Raw genomic sequence first — 19,293 nt, forward strand, 5'->3', positions numbered from 1 at the left:
GTTACTTACCAGCCTTTCCGACCTTGCGGCGGATGACTTCGCCGGCGTAACGGATGCCCTTGCCCTTATAGGGGTCCGGCTTCCGCAGCTTGCGAATGTTGGCAGCAACCTCGCCGACCTGCTGCTTGTTGATACCTGAAACAGAGAGCTTGGTCGGGGTCTCAACTGCAAAGGTGATGCCCTCCGGTGCGGAGACATTGACCGGGTGGCTGAAACCGAGAGCGAACTCAAGGTCAGATCCCTTGGCCTGAACGCGGTAACCGGTACCGACGATTTCAAGCTTCTTCTCGTAGCCCTTGGTGACACCCTCGATCATGTTGGAGATCAGGGTGCGGGTCAGGCCGTGGAGTGAACGGGAGGCGCGCTCGTCGTTCGGGCGGGCGACAGTCAGGGTGTCTGCATCCAGGGTGACCTCGATCGGGCTGGCCACAGTGTGGTTCAGCTCGCCCTTGGATCCCTTGACGCTGACGACAGAGCCGTCAACCTTGACCTCAACGCCGGCAGGAACGGTGATGGGGAGACGTCCAATACGTGACATTATTCTCTTCCTTTCCCGTTACCAGACGTACGCGAGGACTTCGCCGCCCACGCCCTTCTTGCCGGCCTGCTTGTCAGTCAGGAGGCCGGAAGAGGTGGACAGGATTGCGACACCCAGGCCACCGAGCACGTGCGGCAGGTTGGTGGACTTTGCGTAAACACGCAGGCCCGGCTTGGAGATACGGCGAACACCAGCGATTGAACGCTCGCGGTTCGGTCCGAACTTGAGCTCGATGGTCAGCTTCTTGCCAACCTCAGCGTCCTCTTCCTTCCAGCCGGCGATGAAACCTTCGGCCTTGAGGATGTCGGCGACGCGTGCCTTGAGCTTGCTGTACGGCATGGTCACGGTGTCGTGGTATGCCGAGTTTGCATTGCGCAGACGCGTAAGCATGTCTGCGACAGGATCTGTCATTGTCATGGTGGGCTCTTGCCCTTCCTCGTAACGGTTTCCGCGGCGCAGCTTTCCTGACGGAGTCAGGACCGTGCCGCCGGACCTTTTACGTAGTTAGATTAGTCTTCGGCCTTGAACGGGAAACCAAGCGCCTTGAGCAGCGCGCGGCCTTCGTCATCGGTCTTGGCAGTGGTAACAACCGTGATGTCCATACCGCGGACGCGGTCGATCTTGTCCTGGTCGATTTCGTGGAACATAACCTGCTCGGTCAGACCGAAGGTGTAGTTGCCGTTGCCATCGAACTGCTTGCCGGAGAGACCGCGGAAGTCCCTGATTCGGGGCAGTGCCAGGGTGACAAGACGATCAAGGAATTCCCACATGCGGTCGCCACGCAGGGTAGCGTGCGCACCGATGGGCATGCCTTCGCGCAGCTTGAACTGTGCGATCGACTTGCGGGCCTTGGTTACCTGCGGCTTCTGGCCGGTGATCTGGGTGAGGTCGCGGACAGCGCCGTCGATCAGCTTGGAGTCCTTGGCGGCATCTCCAACACCCATGTTCACAACGACCTTCACGAGGCGGGGAACCTGGTTGACGTTCTGGTACTTGAATTCCTCAATGAGCGTGCTCTTGATGGATTCGGCGTACTTGGTCTTCAGACGAGGAACGATCTTCGTTGCCGGAGTCTCGAGAGTCTCAGTCATTAGATGTCCTTCCCTGAGCTCTTGGCCACGCGGATGCGGACTTCGCGCTGCTTGCCGTTACGCTCAACGGTCTCAGTGCGGAAGCCGACGCGGGTGGGCTTCTTGGTGGACGGGTCAACCAGAGCCACGTTGGAGATGTGGATCGGGGCTTCAACAACCTCGATGCCACCGGTCTTGGTGCCGCGCTGCGACTGACCGACCTTGGTGTGCTTGGTTACGCGGTTAACGCCTTCAACCAACACGCGGTTGGTGTCGGTGAAAACACGCAGGACCTTGCCCTGCTTGCCGCGGTCGCCGCCGCGCTCAGCCTTGGCGCCAGTGATGACCTGAACGAGGTCACCCTTCTTGATCTTAGAAGCCATGGACTAGAGCACCTCCGGAGCCAGAGAAACGATCTTCATGAACTTCTTGTCACGGAGTTCACGACCAACCGGTCCGAAGATACGGGTACCGCGGGGGTCACCGTCGCCCTTCAGGATCACAGCTGCGTTCTCGTCAAACTTGATGTAGGAACCATCCGCACGGCGGCGTTCCTTCTTGGTACGGACGATGACTGCCTTGACAACATCGCCCTTCTTTACGTTGCCGCCCGGGATTGCATCCTTGACGGTGGCGACAATGACGTCACCGATGCCTGCGTAGCGACGGCCAGATCCACCGAGAACGCGAATGGTAAGGATTTCCTTAGCACCCGTGTTGTCGGCGACCTTGAGTCGCGACTCCTGCTGAATCACTATTTACTCCTTGCGTCGCGCCGGTTCTCAGACCGAAAATCTTCCTACGGAATGAGCCTTGCGGAACGGTTGATCGGGGTGTCTCTTGACCTGCCTGGATTTTGCCAGACCAGGCCTAAACTCCCGTGCCAGAAGCAGTTGCTCCCATCCGGTCCAGGACTGGTCCTGGGCGCAAGGGGGCACTATGCCGTGGCACGCTTGTTTACGAGGTTGATGACGGCGCACGAAAGGCGCCATACAAACTCAAAATCTTAGCACAGTTCCGCCCAGTCCCCATATCACCCCCGGCGCTCCCCCGCAAGGCGGACGACGGCGTCACGCACCGCAGCCTTTCGGCCCCCCTGGTGCCGCTCCCCGCCGTCGGACGCTCTCTCACTTAATGCGCCATTTCCACCATCGCTCTCTCACTTTCCTGAGGGAAGTGAGAGAGCGACGGCCAAAAACCGGCGTTAAGTGAGAGAGCGTCCGGGGATAACGACGGCGTCATTAGCGGCGGCCTTTCGGCGTACCTTACATGCCACTTCCGCACGAAGCCGCAGCGCCGCCGTCGTGCGGTCACCAGGAGTACACGCTGTTAAAGCGGAAACCCCCGCTCCCAAGGGAGCAGGGGTTTCCGGTTACCGAAGCAGCAGGTGCTACTTGGCCTTCTCGAGGATCTCCACGAGCCGCCAGTTCTTGGTGGCGGACAGCGGGCGGGTCTCGGCGATAACAACGAGGTCGCCGATGCCGGCGGTGTTGTTTTCGTCGTGAGCCTTGACCTTGGAGGTACGGCGGATGACCTTGCCGTACAGGGCGTGCTTCACGCGGTCTTCAACCTGGACAACGATGGTCTTTTCCATCTTGTCAGAGACCACGTAGCCGCGACGCGTCTTGCGGTAACCGCGCTGCTCAGCCGTGGCTGCGGTAGCAGTTTCCGTCACGTTCTCGTCCTTTTCACTCACTTGGCATCCTCCTCGGTCTCAACCGTTTCAGCCGGCTCGGCCTTCTTGGTTGCGGCCTTCTTGGACTTCTTCTCTTCCTTGGCTTCCACAACCGGTGCGGCAACCTCGGCACGAATGCCCAGTTCGCGCTCACGGAGAACGGTGTAGATGCGGGCGATGTCCTTCTTTACCGCGCGCAGACGACCGTGGTTCTCCAGCTGTCCGGTGGCGGACTGGAAACGCAGGTTGAACAGCTCTTCCTTGGCCTTGCGGAGTTCTTCAACGAGACGCTCGTTGTCGAAACCGTCCAGCTGTGCGGGAGCCAGATCCTTGGATCCTACTGCCATTTCTATTCACCACCTTCGCGACGCAGAATGCGTGCCTTCAACGGGAGCTTGTGGATTGCCAGGCGCAGTGCCTCGCGGGCTACCGATTCCTCGACACCGGAGATCTCGAAGAGAACCCGGCCCGGCTTGACGTTTGCGACCCACCATTCCGGTGAACCCTTACCGGAACCCATGCGGGTTTCGGCAGGCTTCTTGGTCAGGGGACGGTCCGGGTAGATGTTGATCCAGACCTTACCGCCACGCTTGATGTGGCGGGTCATCGCGATACGGGCAGACTCGATCTGACGGTTGGTGACGTATGCCGGGCTCAGGGCCTGGATGCCGTACTCACCGAAGGAGACCTTGGTGCCGCCCGTAGCAGCGCCGGAACGACCCGGGTGGTGCTGCTTACGGTGCTTGACTCGACGTGGGATAAGCATTTAAGCCTGTCCTCCTTCTACAGCCTGTGCCGGTGCGGCAGCAGCTGCCTCGGCTGCCGGAGCCTCGGCAGCAGGAGCTGCGTCGGCGGCCGGGCGGTCGTTGCGACGGCGGCGGTCACCACGGTCAGCGCCACCCGGGCGGCCCGGACGGTCGCTGGGACCGCGGCCACGGGACGGGGCGGAAGCGGCCTGCTGGGCCAGTTCCTTGGCGGTGACGTCACCCTTGTAGATCCAGACCTTCACGCCGATGCGGCCGAAGGTGGTCTTGGCCTCGTAGAAGCCGTAGTCGATGTTCGCACGGAGGGTGTGCAGGGGCACACGGCCTTCGCGGTAGAACTCCGAGCGGGACATTTCAGCGCCACCCAGTCGACCGGAGCAGGCGATACGGATGCCCTTGGCACCTGCACGCTGCGCGGACTGCATGGCCTTCTTCATCGCGCGGCGGAACGCCACACGTGAAGTCAGCTGCTCAGCAACGCCCTGGGCAACAAGCTGGGCTTCCATCTCGGGGTTCTTGACCTCGAGGATGTTCAGCTGGACCTGCTTGCCGGTGAGCTTTTCGAGCTCGCCGCGGATGCGGTCTGCTTCTGCTCCACGGCGGCCGATGACGATGCCGGGACGGGCCGTGTGGATGTCCACGCGGACGCGGTCACGGGTGCGCTCGATCTCAACCTTGGCGATACCGGCGCGCTCCATGCCCGTGGACATGAGCTGGCGGATGCGGATGTCTTCGCGAACGAAGTCCTTGTACCGCTGGCCGGCCTTGGTGCTGTCAGCGAACCAGTGCGATACGTGATCGGTGGTGATGCCGAGTCGGAACCCGTGCGGGTTTACTTTCTGTCCCACTTAGCGAGCCTCCTCTTTCTCCGGGGTAGCGACTACCACGGTGATGTGGCTGGTGCGCTTCTTGATCTGAAATGCACGACCCTGGGCACGCGGCTGGAACCGCTTCATGGTCGGGCCTTCATCAACAAACGCTTCGCTGATGATGAGGTCACCTTCGTCAAACGCCACGCCGTCGCGGTCCGCGAGGACCCGGGCGTTGGAGATTGCCGACTGTACTACCTTGAATACCGGCTCCGAAGCTGCCTGGGGGGCAAACTTCAGAATTGCCAGAGCCTCATTCGCTTGCAATCCACGAACAAGGTTGACGACGCGCCGGGCCTTCATAGGCGTTACGCGGATGTGGCGCGCAATTGCCTTGGCTTCCATTGCTTTCCTTCTCTCGTCTTTGACGTAAGTGCAGGCGCCTAGCGGCGCTTGCCCTTACGGTCGTCCTTGACATGGCCGCGGAATGTCCGCGTGGGAGCGAATTCGCCGAGCTTGTGCCCGACCATCGACTCAGTGACAAACACCGGAATGTGCTTGCGTCCGTCGTGTACGGCGATCGTGTGTCCGAGCATGTCGGGGATGATCATCGAACGGCGGGACCAGGTCTTGATGACGTTCTTGGTGCCCTTTTCGTTTTCCCTGGCTACCTTCACAAAGAGGTGCTGGTCGACGAAAGGACCTTTTTTCAGGCTGCGTGGCATGTGTCCAGGCTCCTATCGCTTGTTCTTGCCAGTACGACGGCGACGAACAATAAGCTTGTCGCTCTCTTTGTTGGGGCGGCGGGTGCGGCCTTCCCGCTGACCGTTGGGGTTGACGGGGTTACGTCCACCGGACGTCTTACCCTCACCACCACCGTGCGGGTGGTCAACCGGGTTCATGGCGACACCACGGACGGTCGGGCGGACGCCCTTCCAGCGCATGCGGCCGGCCTTGCCCCAGTTGATGTTCGACTGCTCGGCGTTGCCGACCTCGCCGACGGTTGCGCGGCAGCGCACGTCAACGTTGCGGATTTCGCCGGAAGGCAGACGCAGCTGGGCGAACCGGCCTTCCTTGGCAACAAGCTGGATGGATGCACCGGCGGACCGGCCCATCTTGGCGCCGCCACCCGGACGCAGTTCAACTGCGTGGATAACGGTACCCACGGGGATGTTACGCAGGGGCAGGTTGTTGCCAGGCTTGATGTCAGCGTTGGCGCCGGCTTCTACGAAGTCACCCTGGGCAAGCTTGTTCGGGGCGATGATGTAACGCTTGGTGCCATCAACGTAGTGCAGGAGGGCGATGCGAGCCGTACGGTTCGGATCGTACTCAATTTCAGCAACGCGGGCGTCCACGCCGTCCTTGTCGTGACGACGGAAGTCGATCAGACGGTACTGGCGCTTGTGTCCGCCACCCTTGTGACGGGTGGTGATCTTACCGGTGTTGTTACGGCCGCCCTTTTTGGGCAGCGGACGTACCAACGACTTTTCCGGCGTTGACCGCGTGATTTCGGTGAAGTCCGCTACGCTCGAGCCACGACGGCCCGGGGTAGTCGGCTTGTATTTACGGATTCCCATAATTTATTTCCTCGTTAAAGTGGTCTCCGCTACGAGAGCGGACCGCCGAAGATGTCGATGGTGCCTTCTTTGAGGGTGACAATCGCACGCTTGGTGTTCTTGCGGGTACCCCATCCGAATTTGGTGCGCTTGCGCTTACCGGCACGGTTGATGGTGTTGATCGAGTCGACCTTGACGGAGAAGATTTTCTCCACGGCCAGCTTGATCTCGGTCTTGTTCGACCGGGGGTCCACCAGGAAGGTGTACTTGCCCTCGTCGATCAGGCCGTAGCTCTTTTCCGACACGACGGGTGCAAGCACGACGTCGCGGGGATCCTTGATGGTGGCTGCACTCACTTGGCATCCTCCTCATTCTTTGCCACTGCCTTGCCGGCAACGAATGCGTCGTAGGCAGCCTTGGTGAAGACAACGTCATCAGACACGAGAACGTCGTAGGTGTTCAGCTGGTCTGCGTACAGAACGTGAACACCGGCGAGGTTGCGCACGGACAGTGCAGCAACATCGTTGGCGCGCTCGATGACGACCAGCAGGTTCTTGCGGTCGGAGACGCCGCGCAGCGCTGCAAGTGCAGCCTTGGCGGAGGGCTTGGAGCCTTCTACCAGCTCGGCGACAACGTGGATGCGTCCGTTGCGTGCCCGGTCAGACAGTGCGCCGCGCAGTGCAGCAGCAATCATCTTCTTGGGAGTGCGCTGGCTGTAGTCACGCGGGGTGGGACCGTGGACAACGCCACCGCCGGTCATGTGGGGAGCACGGATTGAACCCTGACGGGCGCGGCCGGTGCCCTTCTGCTTGAACGGCTTGCGTCCTGCACCGGAAACTTCAGCGCGGGTCTTGGTCTTGTGGGTACCCTGGCGAGCAGCAGCGAGCTGGGCAACGACAACCTGGTGCAGCAGCGGCACGTTGGTCTGAACGTCGAAGATTTCTGCAGGCAGGTCAACCTGGACAGTGTTAGCCATTGGACTAGGCTCCCTTCACGGCGGTGCGTACGAGGACGACCTGGCCGCGGGCGCCGGGAACGGCACCCTTGATAAGGAGCAGCGACTTCTCGACGTCAACCGCGTGAACCGTGAGGTTCAGCGTGGTGTGACGAACGGCGCCCATGCGGCCGGCCATTTTCATGCCCTTGAAGACGCGGCTCGGGGTGGATGCGCCACCGATTGAACCGGGCTTACGGTGGTTCTTGTGGGCACCGTGGGAAGCTCCAACGCCGTGGAAGCCGTGACGCTTCATAACACCGGCGAAGCCCTTACCCTTGGTGGTGCCGATGACGTCGATCTTCTGGCCGGCTTCGAAGACCTCTACGGAGAGCTCCTGGCCCAGCTCGTACTCTGCAGCATCTGCGGTACGGAGTTCGACGACGTGGCGGCGAGGCGTGACGCCTGCCTTTTCAAAGTGACCAGCCAGCGGCTTGGTGACCTTGCGGGGATCGATCTGGCCGTAGCCGATCTGAACGGCGACGTAGCCATCAGCTTCTGCGTTGCGCAGCTGGGTGATGACGTTCGAATCTGCCTGGACCACAGTGACGGGGATGAGCTTGTTGTTCTCGTCCCAGACCTGGGTCATGCCGAGCTTCGTGCCCAGCAGGCCCTTTACGTTACGGGTTGCGGTCATAGTCTCTCAGCACCTCCCTACAGCTTGATTTCGATGTTCACGTCAGCCGGCAGGTCGAGACGCATGAGCGAGTCAACAGCCTTCGGCGTGGGATCGATGATGTCGATAAGACGCTTGTGCGTGCGCATTTCGAAGTGCTCGCGGCTGTCCTTGTACTTGTGCGGAGAGCGGATCACGCAGTACACGTTCTTCTCCGTAGGCAGCGGCACGGGGCCCACTACCGTTGCGCCTGCGCGCGTGACCGTCTCAACGATCTTCCGTGCTGAAACGTCAATGACCTCGTGGTCGTATGACTTCAGCCGGATGCGGATTTTTTGTCCCGCCATGTCGCCTGACTCTCTTTCAGTCTGTGCTTCCCCTGGTTAGGGCTGCCCTGTTCATTTCTCGTTGTATGGCTGCCGAAGCATTTGAAGTCGTAACTACCACCCGCCGCACAAACTGAATCCGGATGAATCCGGGTTCCTCACCTTGCCGGCGCAACCGACCCCCGCGGTCGGGCGTGTCGCGCTCTGCACGCATACAAATCCGCTATTCCATGGGGAGTGGGTTATGTTTGGTCTTCCACTTGGACCCTGGCATCCGGCATTATCCGGATCGGGACGCGAAGAAGCGCTTGAACAACTCATCTAGTATGCCGGAATTTGGCGGCAGAAGCGAATCGGCGGTCCTGACGCCCGCCTTGGGCCGCCCGCCCGGGGCCATTGCCCCCGGTCCTTGCCGAATGGATGATAGGGGCATGACCCTCGAACGCACTGAATCGGCGACGGAACTCGCCAGCCGCATGCCGCCGTCGTTCACTTTGGGGGTGGCCGCCGCCGCCTTCCAGATTGAAGGAGCATTGGCCGACGGCGGGCGCGGGCCCTCCGGCTGGGACGCCTTCGCCGAAAAGCCCGGCGCCATCGTGGACGGCCACTCCCCCGCCGTGGCGTGCGACCATTACAACAGGTTGCCGGAGGACGTGGCCCTGCTGCAGGATCTTGGGGTGGATTCCTACCGCTTTTCACTGTCCTGGCCGAGGATCCAACCCGAAGGGCGCGGCGGTTTCAACAAAGAAGGCCTGGACTTCTACGACCGGCTCCTGGATCACCTGCTCGCGGCCGGGATCAGCCCCATGGCCACGCTCTACCACTGGGATACCCCGCTGCCGCTGGAACACGGCGGCGGCTGGATGAACCGGGAGACAGCCGAGCGCTTCGGCGAATATGCCAGTGCCGCGGGCGAACGGTTCGGGGACCGGGTGGCGCAGTGGGTCACCTTGAACGAGCCCGTCTCGGTGACCCTGAACGGTTATGCCCTGGGCGTCCATGCCCCCGGCCATGCGCTGATGTTCGATGCCCTCCCGTCCATCCACCACCAACTGCTGGCCCACGGCCTCGGTGCCCAGGCCCTGCGGGCGGCCGGCGTAACCGGAGGCATCGGGGTGACCAACCTGCACGCCCCTGTGCGGCCCGCCAGCGGCAAGATAGGTGACCGGCTCGTGGCCCACCTCTATGACCTGCTGATGAACAGGATCTACGCAGATCCCGTGCTGCTGGGCCGCTACCCGAAGCTTCCCCTGTATGCCAAGCCGTGGCTGCGCTCTATCGGAAGGATCTCCGATGCCGATCTGCGCACCATCCACCAGCCACTGGACTTCTACGGCCTGAACTACTATTTCCCCGTGAAGGTTGCGTTGGGACGCGGCACGGCATCAATCCCGGCAGACGTCCACAAAGCGGTGGCCAGGCTCCCCTTCCACGAGGTGGGCTACCCGGAATACGACAGCACCGGATTTGGTTGGCCTGTGGCCCCGGATCACCTGGGTGTCCTGCTGAAGGAGCTCCACGACCGGTACGGCGAAGTTTTGCCGCCGGTGTTCATCACCGAGGGCGGCGCAAGCTTCCCGGAGCCCGAGACGGTGTCAGGAACGTTGCAGGACGAGGCGCGGGTGCGCTATTTGGCCACGCATCTCGGGGCGGCCCTTGATGCCACGGCGCCGGACGGGATCGCCTCCGGCGTGGACCTCCGCGGCTACTACGTGTGGACCCTCATGGACAACTTCGAGTGGGCGGCCGGATATTCACAACGCTTCGGACTGGTCCATGTGGACTTTGACACCCTGGCGCGCACGCCGAAACAGTCCTTCTACTGGTACCAGGCACTCAGCCGTGCGAGGAAGGCGCGCAGGACCTAGTTTGCGCTCCCGGTAAGGCTGCCGGGAGCCGCTACAACTTTTTGTTTGCCCTGTTAATGCGTTTCGCGCGGTCGATCTCGTGGCGGAAATGCCTCTTGGCCCAAAACACGCCGGCCACGACGGCAACAGCGATGATCAGGAAAATTAGCCAGGTCACGGTGGACTCCTTTCGGTCCAGCAACACTATCAGGCGGCGTTAACGGAAAAGAACAGCCCCGCTGCAGTAGCAGCGGGGCTGTTCTTCAGTTCAACAAGAATTACTTGATGATCTTGGTAACGCGTCCTGAACCAACGGTGCGGCCGCCTTCGCGGATTGCGAAGCCGAGGCCCTCTTCCATTGCGATCGGCTGGATGAGCGCAACGGTCATCTCAGTGTTGTCGCCAGGCATAACCATTTCCGTGCCCTCGGGCAGGGTGATAACGCCGGTTACGTCCGTGGTACGGAAGTAGAACTGCGGGCGGTAGTTGGAGTAGAACGGGTTGTGACGTCCGCCTTCGTCCTTGGAGAGGATGTAGACGTTAGCCTCGAAGTCGGTGTGCGGGGTGATGGAACCCGGCTTGACAACAACCTGGCCACGCTCGACATCGTCGCGCTTCAGACCGCGGAGCAGGAGGCCACAGTTCTCGCCGGCCCATGCTTCGTCGAGCTGCTTGTGGAACATCTCGATACCGGTAACCGTGGTCTTCTGGACCGGGCGGATGCCGACGATCTCGACCTCAGAGTTGATGGCGAGGGTTCCACGCTCGGCGCGGCCCGTAACAACGGTGCCACGGCCGGTGATGGTGAAGACGTCCTCGATCGGCATCAGGAAGGGCTTGTCGCGGTCGCGGATGGGGTCCGGAACGGACTCGTCCACAGCAGCCATCAGGTCCTCAACGGACTTGACCCACTCGGGGTCGCCTTCGAGGGCCTTGAGGCCGGAAACGCGCACAACCGGTGCTTCGTCGCCATCGAAGCCCTGCGAGCTGAGGAGCTCACGAACTTCCATTTCAACGAGGTCCAGCAGTTCCTCATCGTCAACCATGTCGGCCTTGTTCAGGGCGACCAGCAGGTAGGGAACACCAACCTGGCGGGCGAGCAGAACGTGCTCGCGGGTCTGTGCCATGGGGCCATCGGTAGCAGCAACCACGAGGATTGCGCCGTCCATCTGGGCAGCACCGGTGATCATGTTCTTGATGTAGTCAGCGTGACCGGGAGCGTCTACGTGTGCGTAGTGGCGCTTCTCGGTCTGGTACTCCACGTGGGAGATGTTGATGGTAATACCACGCTGACGCTCTTCGGGAGCAGAGTCGATCGACGCGAAGTCGCGCTTCTCGTTGAGATCCGGGTACTTGTCGTACAGCACCTTGGAAATGGCGGCCGTCAACGTCGTCTTACCGTGGTCAACGTGACCAATGGTGCCGATGTTAACGTGCGGCTTAGTCCGCTCGAACTTTGCCTTTGCCACAGGTTCCTCCTAGAACGTTTTCAAATGACGTACCCTTCAGCCGCGCTTGTCGCGGCGGAAACTCAGGTAAGTCTACTTGGGGGGCTTTGGATTGGTGAAATTGCAGATTCAGGAACTAATACTAGTGCCTTGAGCCTGTTCGTGCAGATGGCCGAAACCCGGCTTGACCGGATGAATCCGACCGGCCCGGCCACCTGCACCGGCTGCGCTGTCCGCTTCCGGCAGGCGCACCCGAGGTTATTCGCTTAGAAAAGTCCCAGGGGACTATTCGCCACGGCTCTTCTGGATGATCTCGTCGGCAACAGCCTTCGGGACCTCGGCGTAGCTGTTGAACGTCATGGAGTACACAGCACGGCCCTGGGTCTTGGAGCGCAGGTCACCGATGTAGCCGAACATGCCGGACAGCGGGACGTGTGCACGGATGACCTTGACGCCCTGTGCATCTTCCATGGACTGCATCTGGCCACGGCGGGAGTTGAGGTCACCAATAACTTCACCCATGTATTCCTCAGGGGTGCGGACCTCGACATCCATCAGCGGTTCGAGCAGAACAGGGTTCGCCTTGCGTGCGGCTTCCTTGAAAGCCATACGGCCGGCGATCTTGAACGCCATTTCCGAGGAGTCGACATCGTGGTATGCGCCGTCAACCAGCGTTGCCTTGATGCCAACAACCGGGTAGCCGGCCAGGACACCGTCGTTCAGCGCATCCTGGATACCAGCGTCAACCGACGGGATGTACTCGCGGGGAACGCGGCCACCGGTGACCTTGTTCTCGAACTCGTACAGCTCGCCCTCGGCAGTGTCCAGCGGCTCGATCGCAATCTGGATCTTTGCGAACTGGCCCGAACCACCGGTCTGCTTCTTGTGCGTGTAGTCGTGACGCTCCACAGCACGCTTGATGGTTTCGCGGTAGGCGACCTGCGGCTTGCCCACGTTGGCCTCGACCTTGAACTCGCGGCGCATGCGGTCCACCAGGATGTCCAGGTGGAGCTCGCCCATGCCGGCGATGATGGTCTGGCCGGTGTCTTCGTTGAGGGACACCTGGAAGGTGGGGTCCTCAGCGGAGAGCTTCTGGATGGCCGTGGAGAGCTTCTCCTGGTCACCCTTGGTGTTCGGCTCGATGGCAACCGAGATCACGGGCTCCGGGAAGCTCATGGACTCGAGGACGATCTGGTTCGCGGAATCACACAGGGTGTCGCCCGTGGTGGTGTCCTTCAGGCCGATGGCTGCGTAGATGTGGCCCGCGGTAGCGCCCTCAACGGGCATTTCCTTGTTGGCGTGCATCTGGAACAGCTTGCCGATGCGCTCCTTCTTGCCCTTGGTGGAGTTGACCACCTGCGCGCCTGCCTCCACGTGACCTGAGTACACGCGGATGAAGGTCAGCTGGCCGAAGAACGGGTGCGCAGCAATCTTGAAGGCCAGTGCGGAGAACGGCTCTTCGGAGGACGGCTTGCGGGTCAGTTCCTTCTCTTCGTCGCGAGGATCGTGGCCGATCATCGGCGGGACGTCAAGCGGGTTCGGCAGGTAGTCCACAACTGCATCGAGCATGGGCTGGACGCCACGGTTCTTGAATGCGGAACCGCAGAAGATCGGGTACAGCTCGGAGTTGATCGTCATCTTGCGGATGCCGGCCTTGAGCTCGTCGATCGAGATCTCTTCGCCCTCAAGGTACTTCTCCATGAGTTCTTCGGAGGACTCGGCGACGGTCTCAACGAGGTTCGCGCGGTACTCCTCAGCCTTTGCCTGGAGGTCGGCCGGGATCTCGCGGATCTCGTACTTGGCACCCATGGTCACGTCGCCCTTGGCGTCGCCGGGCCACACGAGGGCGCGCATGTAGAGCAGGTCCACAACACCGATGAAGTCGTTCTCTGCACCGATCGGCAGCTGCATGACCAGCGGCTTGGCGCCGAGGCGGCTGATGATGGTGTCTACGGTGAAGTAGAAGTCGGCACCGAGTTTGTCCATCTTGTTGACGAAGCAGATGCGCGGAACGTTGTACTTGTCAGCCTGGCGCCAAACGGTCTCAGACTGCGGCTCAACGCCTTCCTTGCCATCGAAAACGGCAACGGCACCGTCGAGGACGCGCAGGGAGCGCTCAACCTCAACGGTGAAGTCAACGTGGCCGGGGGTGTCGATGATGTTGATCTGGTTGTTCTCCCAGAAGCAGGTCACGGCGGCAGACGTGATGGTGATGCCGCGTTCCTTTTCCTGTTCCATCCAGTCAGTGGTCGAAGCGCCGTCGTGCGTTTCGCCGATCTTGTGGTTCACACCCGTGTAGAACAGGATGCGCTCGGTGGTGGTGGTCTTGCCGGCATCAATGTGGGCCATGATGCCGATGTTGCGGACCTTACTAAGGTCGGTAAGCACGTCCTGTGCCACGGGGTCTCCTTTTGGGATTGACTACGCGTTCGCCGCCGGCTCGGTTGAGCCGGCGGCGCCCGGGGAGTATTACCAGCGGTAGTGTGCGAAGGCCTTGTTGGACTCGGCCATCTTGTGGGTGTCTTCGCGACGCTTCACAGCGGCACCGAGACCGTTGGATGCATCCAGGATTTCGTTCTGGAGGCGCTCGGTCATCGTCTTTTCGCGGCGGGCCTTGGAGTAGCCAACCAGCCAACGCAGTGCGAGGGCGGTGGAGCGGCCCGGCTTGACCTCGACCGGAACCTGGTAGGTTGCGCCACCAACACGGCGTGAGCGGACCTCAAGGGAAGGCTTGACGTTGTCCATGGCCTTCTTGAGGGCTGCTACGGGGTCGCCGCCGGACTTGGCACGGGCGCCTTCGAGGGCACCGTAGACGATGCGCTCTGCAGTGGACTTCTTGCCGTCAACGAGCACCTTGTTGATGAGCTGGGTGACCAGCGGGGAACCGTAAACGGGATCTAGTACGAGCGGCCGCTTGGGGGCCGGACCCTTGCGAGGCATATTACTTCTTCTCCATCTTTGCGCCGTAGCGGCTGCGTGCCTGCTTACGGTTCTTGACACCCTGGGTATCGAGGGCGCCACGGACGATCTTGTAGCGGACACCCGGAAGGTCCTTCACACGACCACCGCGAACGAGCACAATGGAGTGCTCCTGCAGGTTGTGGCCAACACCGGGGATGTAGGCGGTAACTTCCACGCCGCCGTTGAGGCGCACACGGGCCACCTTACGCAGAGCCGAGTTCGGCTTCTTCGGGGTGGTGGTGTAGACGCGGGTGCAGACACCGCGGCGCATGGGGCTGCCCTTAAGCGCGGGAGCCTTGGTCTTTGAGACCTTAGGCGTGCGGCCCTTGCGGACCAGCTGGTTAATCGTAGGCACTCTCGTGTTCTCCGTTTTATCCGGAGTGGCCGCTTCCGGCCACTCTCCTTTGCGTTGCCCCGCCGCCCGGGCCTTGAAGAAGTTCTCCATGGCGGCGAAGGCGAAGCCTTAATAGTCGGATCGCATCCAAAGGAACTGACTCGCGTCTTCAATGGCCCCTAGGCATGCAAAAATGTGGCATACGTTGCACAAGAACCCTGCAAACCGGAAACGTCGCTCTGGTTCAGCCTTTCAGCTGGTACCGGCGCACTCATCCACTGCCACAATAACAATTGGTAACAAGTCTAGCATGGACGGGCTCCACGCCTTAATCAGGCCGTACTCCCCCGGTGCACCCGGGCTTAAACAGCAACGCGGGGTCACTACGTGCCCAATCCGGGGTGCGGATTGGGCCGTAAGTGACCACGCGTTGCTTTAGGGGTTAGCGGAAGTCGTTGCCGAGGTCGTAGTCATCCAGCGGGATGGCGTGGAACTCGGGAGCTCCATCCCCACCCAGGGTGTCGTACGAGAAGTCACTGAACGCGCTGGGGCCGGTGAACAGGTTGGCCTTTGCTTCTTCAGTGGGCTCCACGGTGACCTCGGTGTAGCGCGGGAGGCCCGTGCCGGCCGGGATCAGCTTACCGATGATCACGTTCTCCTTGAGGCCCAGCAGCGGATCGCTCTTGCCCTCCATGGCCGCCTGCGTCAGGACGCGGGTGGTCTCCTGGAAGGATGCTGCGGACAGCCAGGATTCAGTGGCCAGCGACGCCTTGGTGATACCCATGAGCTCAGGACGTCCGGATGCCGGAGTCTTGCCCTCGGACACAACGCGGCGGTTGGCATCCTCGAAGCGGCTGCGCTCGGCGAGCTCGCCGGGCAGCAGGTCCGATTCGCCGGACTCGATGACCGTGACGCGGCGCAGCATCTGGCGGACGATAACCTCGACGTGCTTGTCGTGGATACCGATGCCCTGGCTGCGGTACACGCCCTGGACCTCGTCCACCAGGAACTTCTGTGCTGCACGCGGGCCCATGATGCGCAGGACCTGCTTGGGATCCACCGGTCCGTTGATCAGCTTCTGGCCGACGGTGACGTGGTCGCCATCCTCGATCAGCAGGCGTGAACGGCGCAGGACCGGGTACGCGATCTCTTCGGTTCCGTCATCGGGAGTGATGACCAGGCGCATCTGGCGCTCGGACTCTTCGATGGTGATGCGGCCGGCTGCTTCGGCAATCGGCGCGACACCCTTCGGAGTACGTGCTTCGAAGAGCTCCTGGATACGGGGCAGACCCTGGGTGATGTCGTCGCCACCGCTGGCGGAGACTGCACCACCGGTGTGGAACGTACGCATGGTCAGCTGGGTACCGGGCTCACCAATGGACTGTGCGGCGATGATGCCCACGGCCTCACCGATGTCCACGGTCTTGCCGGTGGCCAGCGAACGGCCGTAGCAGAGGGCGCAGGTGCCGACGCTGGACTCACAGGTGAGCACGGAGCGGACCTTGACCTCGGTGATGCCTGCCTTGAAGAGCTCATCGATGACCACGTCACCGCAGTCGGTGCCGGCGGCCGCAAGGACCTTGCCCGTGGAGTCCACGACGTCGACGGCGAGGGTGCGTGCGTAGGCACTGTTCTCGACGTTCTCGTCCAGGACCAGCTCACCGTTGGAATCGGCGACGGCGATGGGCGTGACCAGGCCACGCTCGGTGCCGCAGTCCTCTTCGCGGACGATGACGTCCTGGGACACGTCCACAAGGCGACGGGTCAGGTAACCCGAGTTTGCGGTACGCAGCGCGGTGTCAGCCAGGCCCTTACGGGCACCGTGCGTGGCGATGAAGTACTCCAGCACCGACAGGCCCTCGCGGTAGGAGGACTTGATGGGACGCGGGATGATTTCACCCTTCGGGTTGGCCACCAGGCCACGTATACCCGCGATCTGGCGGACCTGCATCCAGTTACCACGTGCACCGGAGGACACCATGCGGTTGATGGTGTTCATCGGCGACAGGCTGTCGCGCATTGCCTGGGCGATCTCGTTGGTTGCCTTGTTCCAGATCTCGATCAGTTCCTGGCGACGCTCGTCGTCGTCGATCAGGCCCTTGTCGTACTGGCCCTGGATCTTGGCAGCGCGTTCCTCGTAACCGGCGAGGATCTCAGGCTTTGCGGCCGGAACCTCGATGTCCGAGATGGCGACGGTAACGCCCGAGCGGGTGGCCCAGTAGAAACCGGCATCCTTGAGGTTGTCCAGCGTTGCCGCGGTGACGACCTTCGGGTAGCGCTCGGCGAGGTCGTTGACGATGCGGGACAGTTCGCCCTTGTCGGCAACAGCCTCAACCCACGGGTAGTCCTCGGGCAGGGTCTCGTTGAAGAGAACCTGGCCCAGGGAGGTCTGGACGAGTGCCGGCTGGCCCGGCTCCCAGCCCTCCGGAGCTTCCCAGCCGGCGTACGGCACGAAGCCTTCGAGGCGGATCTTGACCTGCGAGTTCAGGTGCAGCTCGCGGGCGTCGAACGCCATGATAGCCTCTGCGACCGAGCCGAAGATGCGGCCTTCACCGGCCGAGCCCTTCCGCTTGGTGGTCAGGTGGTAGAGGCCGATGATCATATCCTGCGACGGCAGGGTGACCGGGCGTCCGTCAGAGGGCTTCAGGATGTTGTTGGAGGACAGCATCAGGATGCGGGCTTCAGCCTGGGCTTCGGGGCTCAGCGGCAGGTGGACTGCCATCTGGTCGCCGTCGAAGTCGGCGTTGAAGGCGCCACAAACCAGCGGGTGGAGCTGGATTGCCTTGCCTTCAACAAGCTGCGGCTCGAAGGCCTGGATGCCGAGGCGGTGCAGGGTGGGTGCACGGTTGAGCAGCACCGGGTGTTCGGTGATGATCTCTTCCAGCACGTCCCAAACCTGCGGACGGTAACGCTCAACCATGCGCTTGGCCGACTTGATGTTCTGGGCGTGGTTGAGGTCAACCAGGCGCTTCATCACGAACGGCTTGAAGAGCTCCAGCGCCATCTGCTTGGGCAGGCCGCACTGGTGCAGCTTCAGCTGCGGACCGACGACAATGACCGAACGGCCCGAGTAGTCGACGCGCTTGCCCAGAAGGTTCTGGCGGAAACGGCCCTGCTTGCCCTTGAGCATGTCGCTCAGGGACTTCAGCGGACGGTTGCCCGGTCCGGTGACCGGACGGCCGCGGCGGCCGTTGTCGAAGAGGCTGTCAACAGCTTCCTGAAGCATGCGCTTCTCGTTGTTGACGATGATCTCCGGAGCACCGAGGTCAAGCAGGCGCTTGAGGCGGTTGTTGCGGTTGATCACGCGGCGGTACAGGTCGTTGAGGTCGGAGGTCGCGAAGCGGCCGCCGTCCAGCTGGACCATGGGGCGCAGTTCCGGCGGGATCACCGGGACGGCGTCGAGGACCATGCCAAGCGGGCTGTTGTTGGTGGTCAGGAACGCGTTGACCACTTTCAGGCGCTTCAGGGCGCGGGTCTTGCGCTGGCCCTTGCCGTTGGCAATGATGTCGCGCAGCAGGTCCGATTCGGCCTGCATGTCGAAGCTCTCAAGGCGCTTCTTGATGGCTTCGGCACCCATGGAGCCTTCGAAGTACATGCCGTAGCGGTCGCGCAGCTCACGGTACAGGCCTTCGTCACCTTCGAGGTCTGCGACCTTGAGGTTCTTGAAGCGGTCCCAGACCTGCTCGAGGCGCTCGATGTCGGCGTCCGCACGCTTGCGCACGTTGGCCATCTGGCGGTCCGCGGAGTCGCGGGCCTTCTTCTTGTCGGCAGCCTTCGCGCCTTCGCCTTCGAGGCGGGCGATTTCGCCTTCGAGGTCGCGGGCGATCGCCGCGATGTCGGAGTCGCGGTTGTCGATGAGCTGCTTCTTCTCGATGTCGTGCTCAACCTGCAGGTTGGGCAGTTCCTCGTGGCGGGCGGCTTCATCAACGCTGGTGATCATGTAGGCGGCGAAGTAGATGACCTTTTCGAGGTCCTTCGGCGCCAGGTCAAGGAGGTAGCCCAGGCGTGAGGGAACACCCTTGAAGTACCAGATGTGCGTGACCGGAGCGGCCAGTTCGATGTGGCCCATGCGTTCGCGGCGGACCTTTGCGCGCGTGACTTCAACGCCACAACGCTCACAGATGATGCCCTTGAAGCGCACGCGCTTGTACTTGCCGCAGTAGCATTCCCAGTCCCGGGAGGGGCCGAAGATCTTCTCGCAGAAGAGGCCGTCCTTCTCGGGCTTGAGCGTGCGGTAGTTGATGGTTTCCGGCTTCTTAACCTCGCCGTAAGACCAGCCGCGGATGTCTTCCGCGGTGGCGAGGCCGATCTGCATGAGGCCGAAGGAGGATTCGCTGGACATATGGTCCCTGTTC

The 19,293-nt window shown here is 61.9% G+C and carries 23 protein-coding genes; 1 reads left to right on the forward strand and 22 read right to left on the reverse strand.

Translation table 11 applies throughout. The features are described from left to right. Position 1 precedes the first annotated feature (1 nt). From rplF to rpsJ, 16 genes are all read right to left on the reverse strand, one after another. Entirely contained in the window at positions 2-538 is a 537-nt protein-coding gene (gene rplF / locus C3B78_RS14185; protein WP_050054319.1) for a 50S ribosomal protein L6, read from the reverse strand. A gap of 18 nt (positions 539-556) precedes the next feature. Beyond that, entirely contained in the window at positions 557-955 is a 399-nt protein-coding gene (gene rpsH, locus C3B78_RS14190; RefSeq protein ID WP_041652213.1) for a 30S ribosomal protein S8, read from the reverse strand. Between the two features lie 92 nt (positions 956-1,047). Then, positions 1,048-1,629, reverse strand: a complete 582-nt coding sequence (rplE, locus tag C3B78_RS14195) for a 50S ribosomal protein L5 (RefSeq protein ID WP_102975105.1) — start codon at positions 1,627-1,629, stop codon at positions 1,048-1,050. Then, the gene (gene rplX, locus C3B78_RS14200; RefSeq protein ID WP_102975106.1) at positions 1,629-1,991 is read right to left on the reverse strand and encodes a 50S ribosomal protein L24; all 363 of its coding nucleotides are present in this window, start codon (positions 1,989-1,991) and stop codon (positions 1,629-1,631) included. The genes rplE and rplX overlap by 1 nt, the downstream gene beginning before the upstream one ends. Positions 1,992-1,994: 3 nt before the next feature. Then, on the reverse strand, positions 1,995-2,363 hold the full coding sequence (gene rplN, locus C3B78_RS14205; RefSeq protein WP_009358299.1) for a 50S ribosomal protein L14: 369 nt from the start codon (positions 2,361-2,363) through the stop codon (positions 1,995-1,997). Between the two features lie 635 nt (positions 2,364-2,998). Continuing rightward, positions 2,999-3,304, reverse strand: coding sequence for a 30S ribosomal protein S17 (rpsQ, locus tag C3B78_RS14210; protein WP_013601827.1), 306 nt, complete (start codon positions 3,302-3,304; stop codon positions 2,999-3,001). After that, complete coding sequence (gene rpmC / locus C3B78_RS20305; protein ID WP_013601828.1) at positions 3,301-3,630, reverse strand: 50S ribosomal protein L29; 330 nt, start codon at positions 3,628-3,630, stop codon at positions 3,301-3,303. Before rpmC ends, rpsQ begins: the two co-directional genes overlap by 4 nt. Positions 3,631-3,632: 2 nt before the next feature. Continuing rightward, on the reverse strand, positions 3,633-4,049 hold the full coding sequence (gene rplP / locus C3B78_RS14220; RefSeq protein ID WP_013601829.1) for a 50S ribosomal protein L16: 417 nt from the start codon (positions 4,047-4,049) through the stop codon (positions 3,633-3,635). Beyond that, entirely contained in the window at positions 4,050-4,895 is an 846-nt protein-coding gene (rpsC, locus tag C3B78_RS14225; protein ID WP_104998633.1) for a 30S ribosomal protein S3, read from the reverse strand. Next, positions 4,896-5,261, reverse strand: coding sequence for a 50S ribosomal protein L22 (gene rplV / locus C3B78_RS14230; RefSeq protein ID WP_009358304.1), 366 nt, complete (start codon positions 5,259-5,261; stop codon positions 4,896-4,898). Positions 5,262-5,299: 38 nt separating this feature from the next. Next, positions 5,300-5,581, reverse strand: a complete 282-nt coding sequence (gene rpsS, locus C3B78_RS14235) for a 30S ribosomal protein S19 (protein WP_003803803.1) — start codon at positions 5,579-5,581, stop codon at positions 5,300-5,302. 12 nt (positions 5,582-5,593) lie between these two features. Beyond that, the gene (gene rplB / locus C3B78_RS14240) at positions 5,594-6,433 is read right to left on the reverse strand and encodes a 50S ribosomal protein L2 (protein WP_104998634.1); all 840 of its coding nucleotides are present in this window, start codon (positions 6,431-6,433) and stop codon (positions 5,594-5,596) included. Positions 6,434-6,462: 29 nt separating this feature from the next. Continuing rightward, on the reverse strand, positions 6,463-6,768 hold the full coding sequence (gene rplW / locus C3B78_RS14245) for a 50S ribosomal protein L23 (RefSeq protein ID WP_102975110.1): 306 nt from the start codon (positions 6,766-6,768) through the stop codon (positions 6,463-6,465). After that, positions 6,765-7,388 carry a 50S ribosomal protein L4 gene (gene rplD / locus C3B78_RS14250; protein WP_104998635.1) on the reverse strand — a complete coding sequence of 208 codons (624 nt, stop codon included), beginning with the start codon at positions 7,386-7,388 and terminating at the stop codon, positions 6,765-6,767. Before rplD ends, rplW begins: the two co-directional genes overlap by 4 nt. Before the next feature lie 4 nt (positions 7,389-7,392). Then, positions 7,393-8,043: a 50S ribosomal protein L3 gene (rplC, locus tag C3B78_RS14255; RefSeq protein ID WP_013601833.1), complete on the reverse strand. Its 651-nt coding sequence runs from the start codon at positions 8,041-8,043 to the stop codon at positions 7,393-7,395. A 17-nt stretch (positions 8,044-8,060) separates the two neighbouring features. Further along, a complete protein-coding gene (gene rpsJ, locus C3B78_RS14260) occupies positions 8,061-8,369 on the reverse strand; it encodes a 30S ribosomal protein S10 (protein WP_003803825.1) in 309 nt (102 codons plus the stop codon). Between the two features lie 410 nt (positions 8,370-8,779). Here rpsJ and C3B78_RS14265 point away from each other — a divergent pair, with 410 nt between their 5' ends. Continuing rightward, complete coding sequence (locus C3B78_RS14265; protein ID WP_104998636.1) at positions 8,780-10,216, forward strand: GH1 family beta-glucosidase; 1,437 nt, start codon at positions 8,780-8,782, stop codon at positions 10,214-10,216. Positions 10,217-10,247: 31 nt separating this feature from the next. Here C3B78_RS14265 and C3B78_RS20255 read toward each other — a convergent pair whose 3' ends face one another. The 6 genes from C3B78_RS20255 to C3B78_RS14290 all read right to left on the reverse strand — a co-directional run bounded on the left by C3B78_RS20255 (position 10,248) and on the right by C3B78_RS14290 (position 19,280). Then, positions 10,248-10,373, reverse strand: coding sequence for a hypothetical protein (locus C3B78_RS20255; RefSeq protein WP_267895214.1), 126 nt, complete (start codon positions 10,371-10,373; stop codon positions 10,248-10,250). A gap of 100 nt (positions 10,374-10,473) precedes the next feature. Then, positions 10,474-11,664: an elongation factor Tu gene (gene tuf, locus C3B78_RS14270; RefSeq protein WP_104998637.1), complete on the reverse strand. Its 1,191-nt coding sequence runs from the start codon at positions 11,662-11,664 to the stop codon at positions 10,474-10,476. Between the two features lie 264 nt (positions 11,665-11,928). Then, positions 11,929-14,043 (reverse strand): elongation factor G, encoded by a 2,115-nt coding sequence (gene fusA, locus C3B78_RS14275; RefSeq protein WP_104998638.1) that lies wholly within the window; start codon positions 14,041-14,043, stop codon positions 11,929-11,931. Positions 14,044-14,112: 69 nt separating this feature from the next. After that, entirely contained in the window at positions 14,113-14,583 is a 471-nt protein-coding gene (gene rpsG / locus C3B78_RS14280; RefSeq protein ID WP_026531948.1) for a 30S ribosomal protein S7, read from the reverse strand. A 1-nt stretch (position 14,584) separates the two neighbouring features. Further along, positions 14,585-14,959, reverse strand: coding sequence for a 30S ribosomal protein S12 (gene rpsL, locus C3B78_RS14285; RefSeq protein WP_009358312.1), 375 nt, complete (start codon positions 14,957-14,959; stop codon positions 14,585-14,587). 421 nt (positions 14,960-15,380) lie between these two features. After that, the gene (locus C3B78_RS14290; RefSeq protein WP_104998639.1) at positions 15,381-19,280 is read right to left on the reverse strand and encodes a DNA-directed RNA polymerase subunit beta'; all 3,900 of its coding nucleotides are present in this window, start codon (positions 19,278-19,280) and stop codon (positions 15,381-15,383) included. Positions 19,281-19,293: the final 13 nt, after the last annotated feature.

It is taken from the genome of Arthrobacter sp. PGP41, assembly GCF_002953935.1.
Classification (GTDB): domain Bacteria; phylum Actinomycetota; class Actinomycetes; order Actinomycetales; family Micrococcaceae; genus Arthrobacter.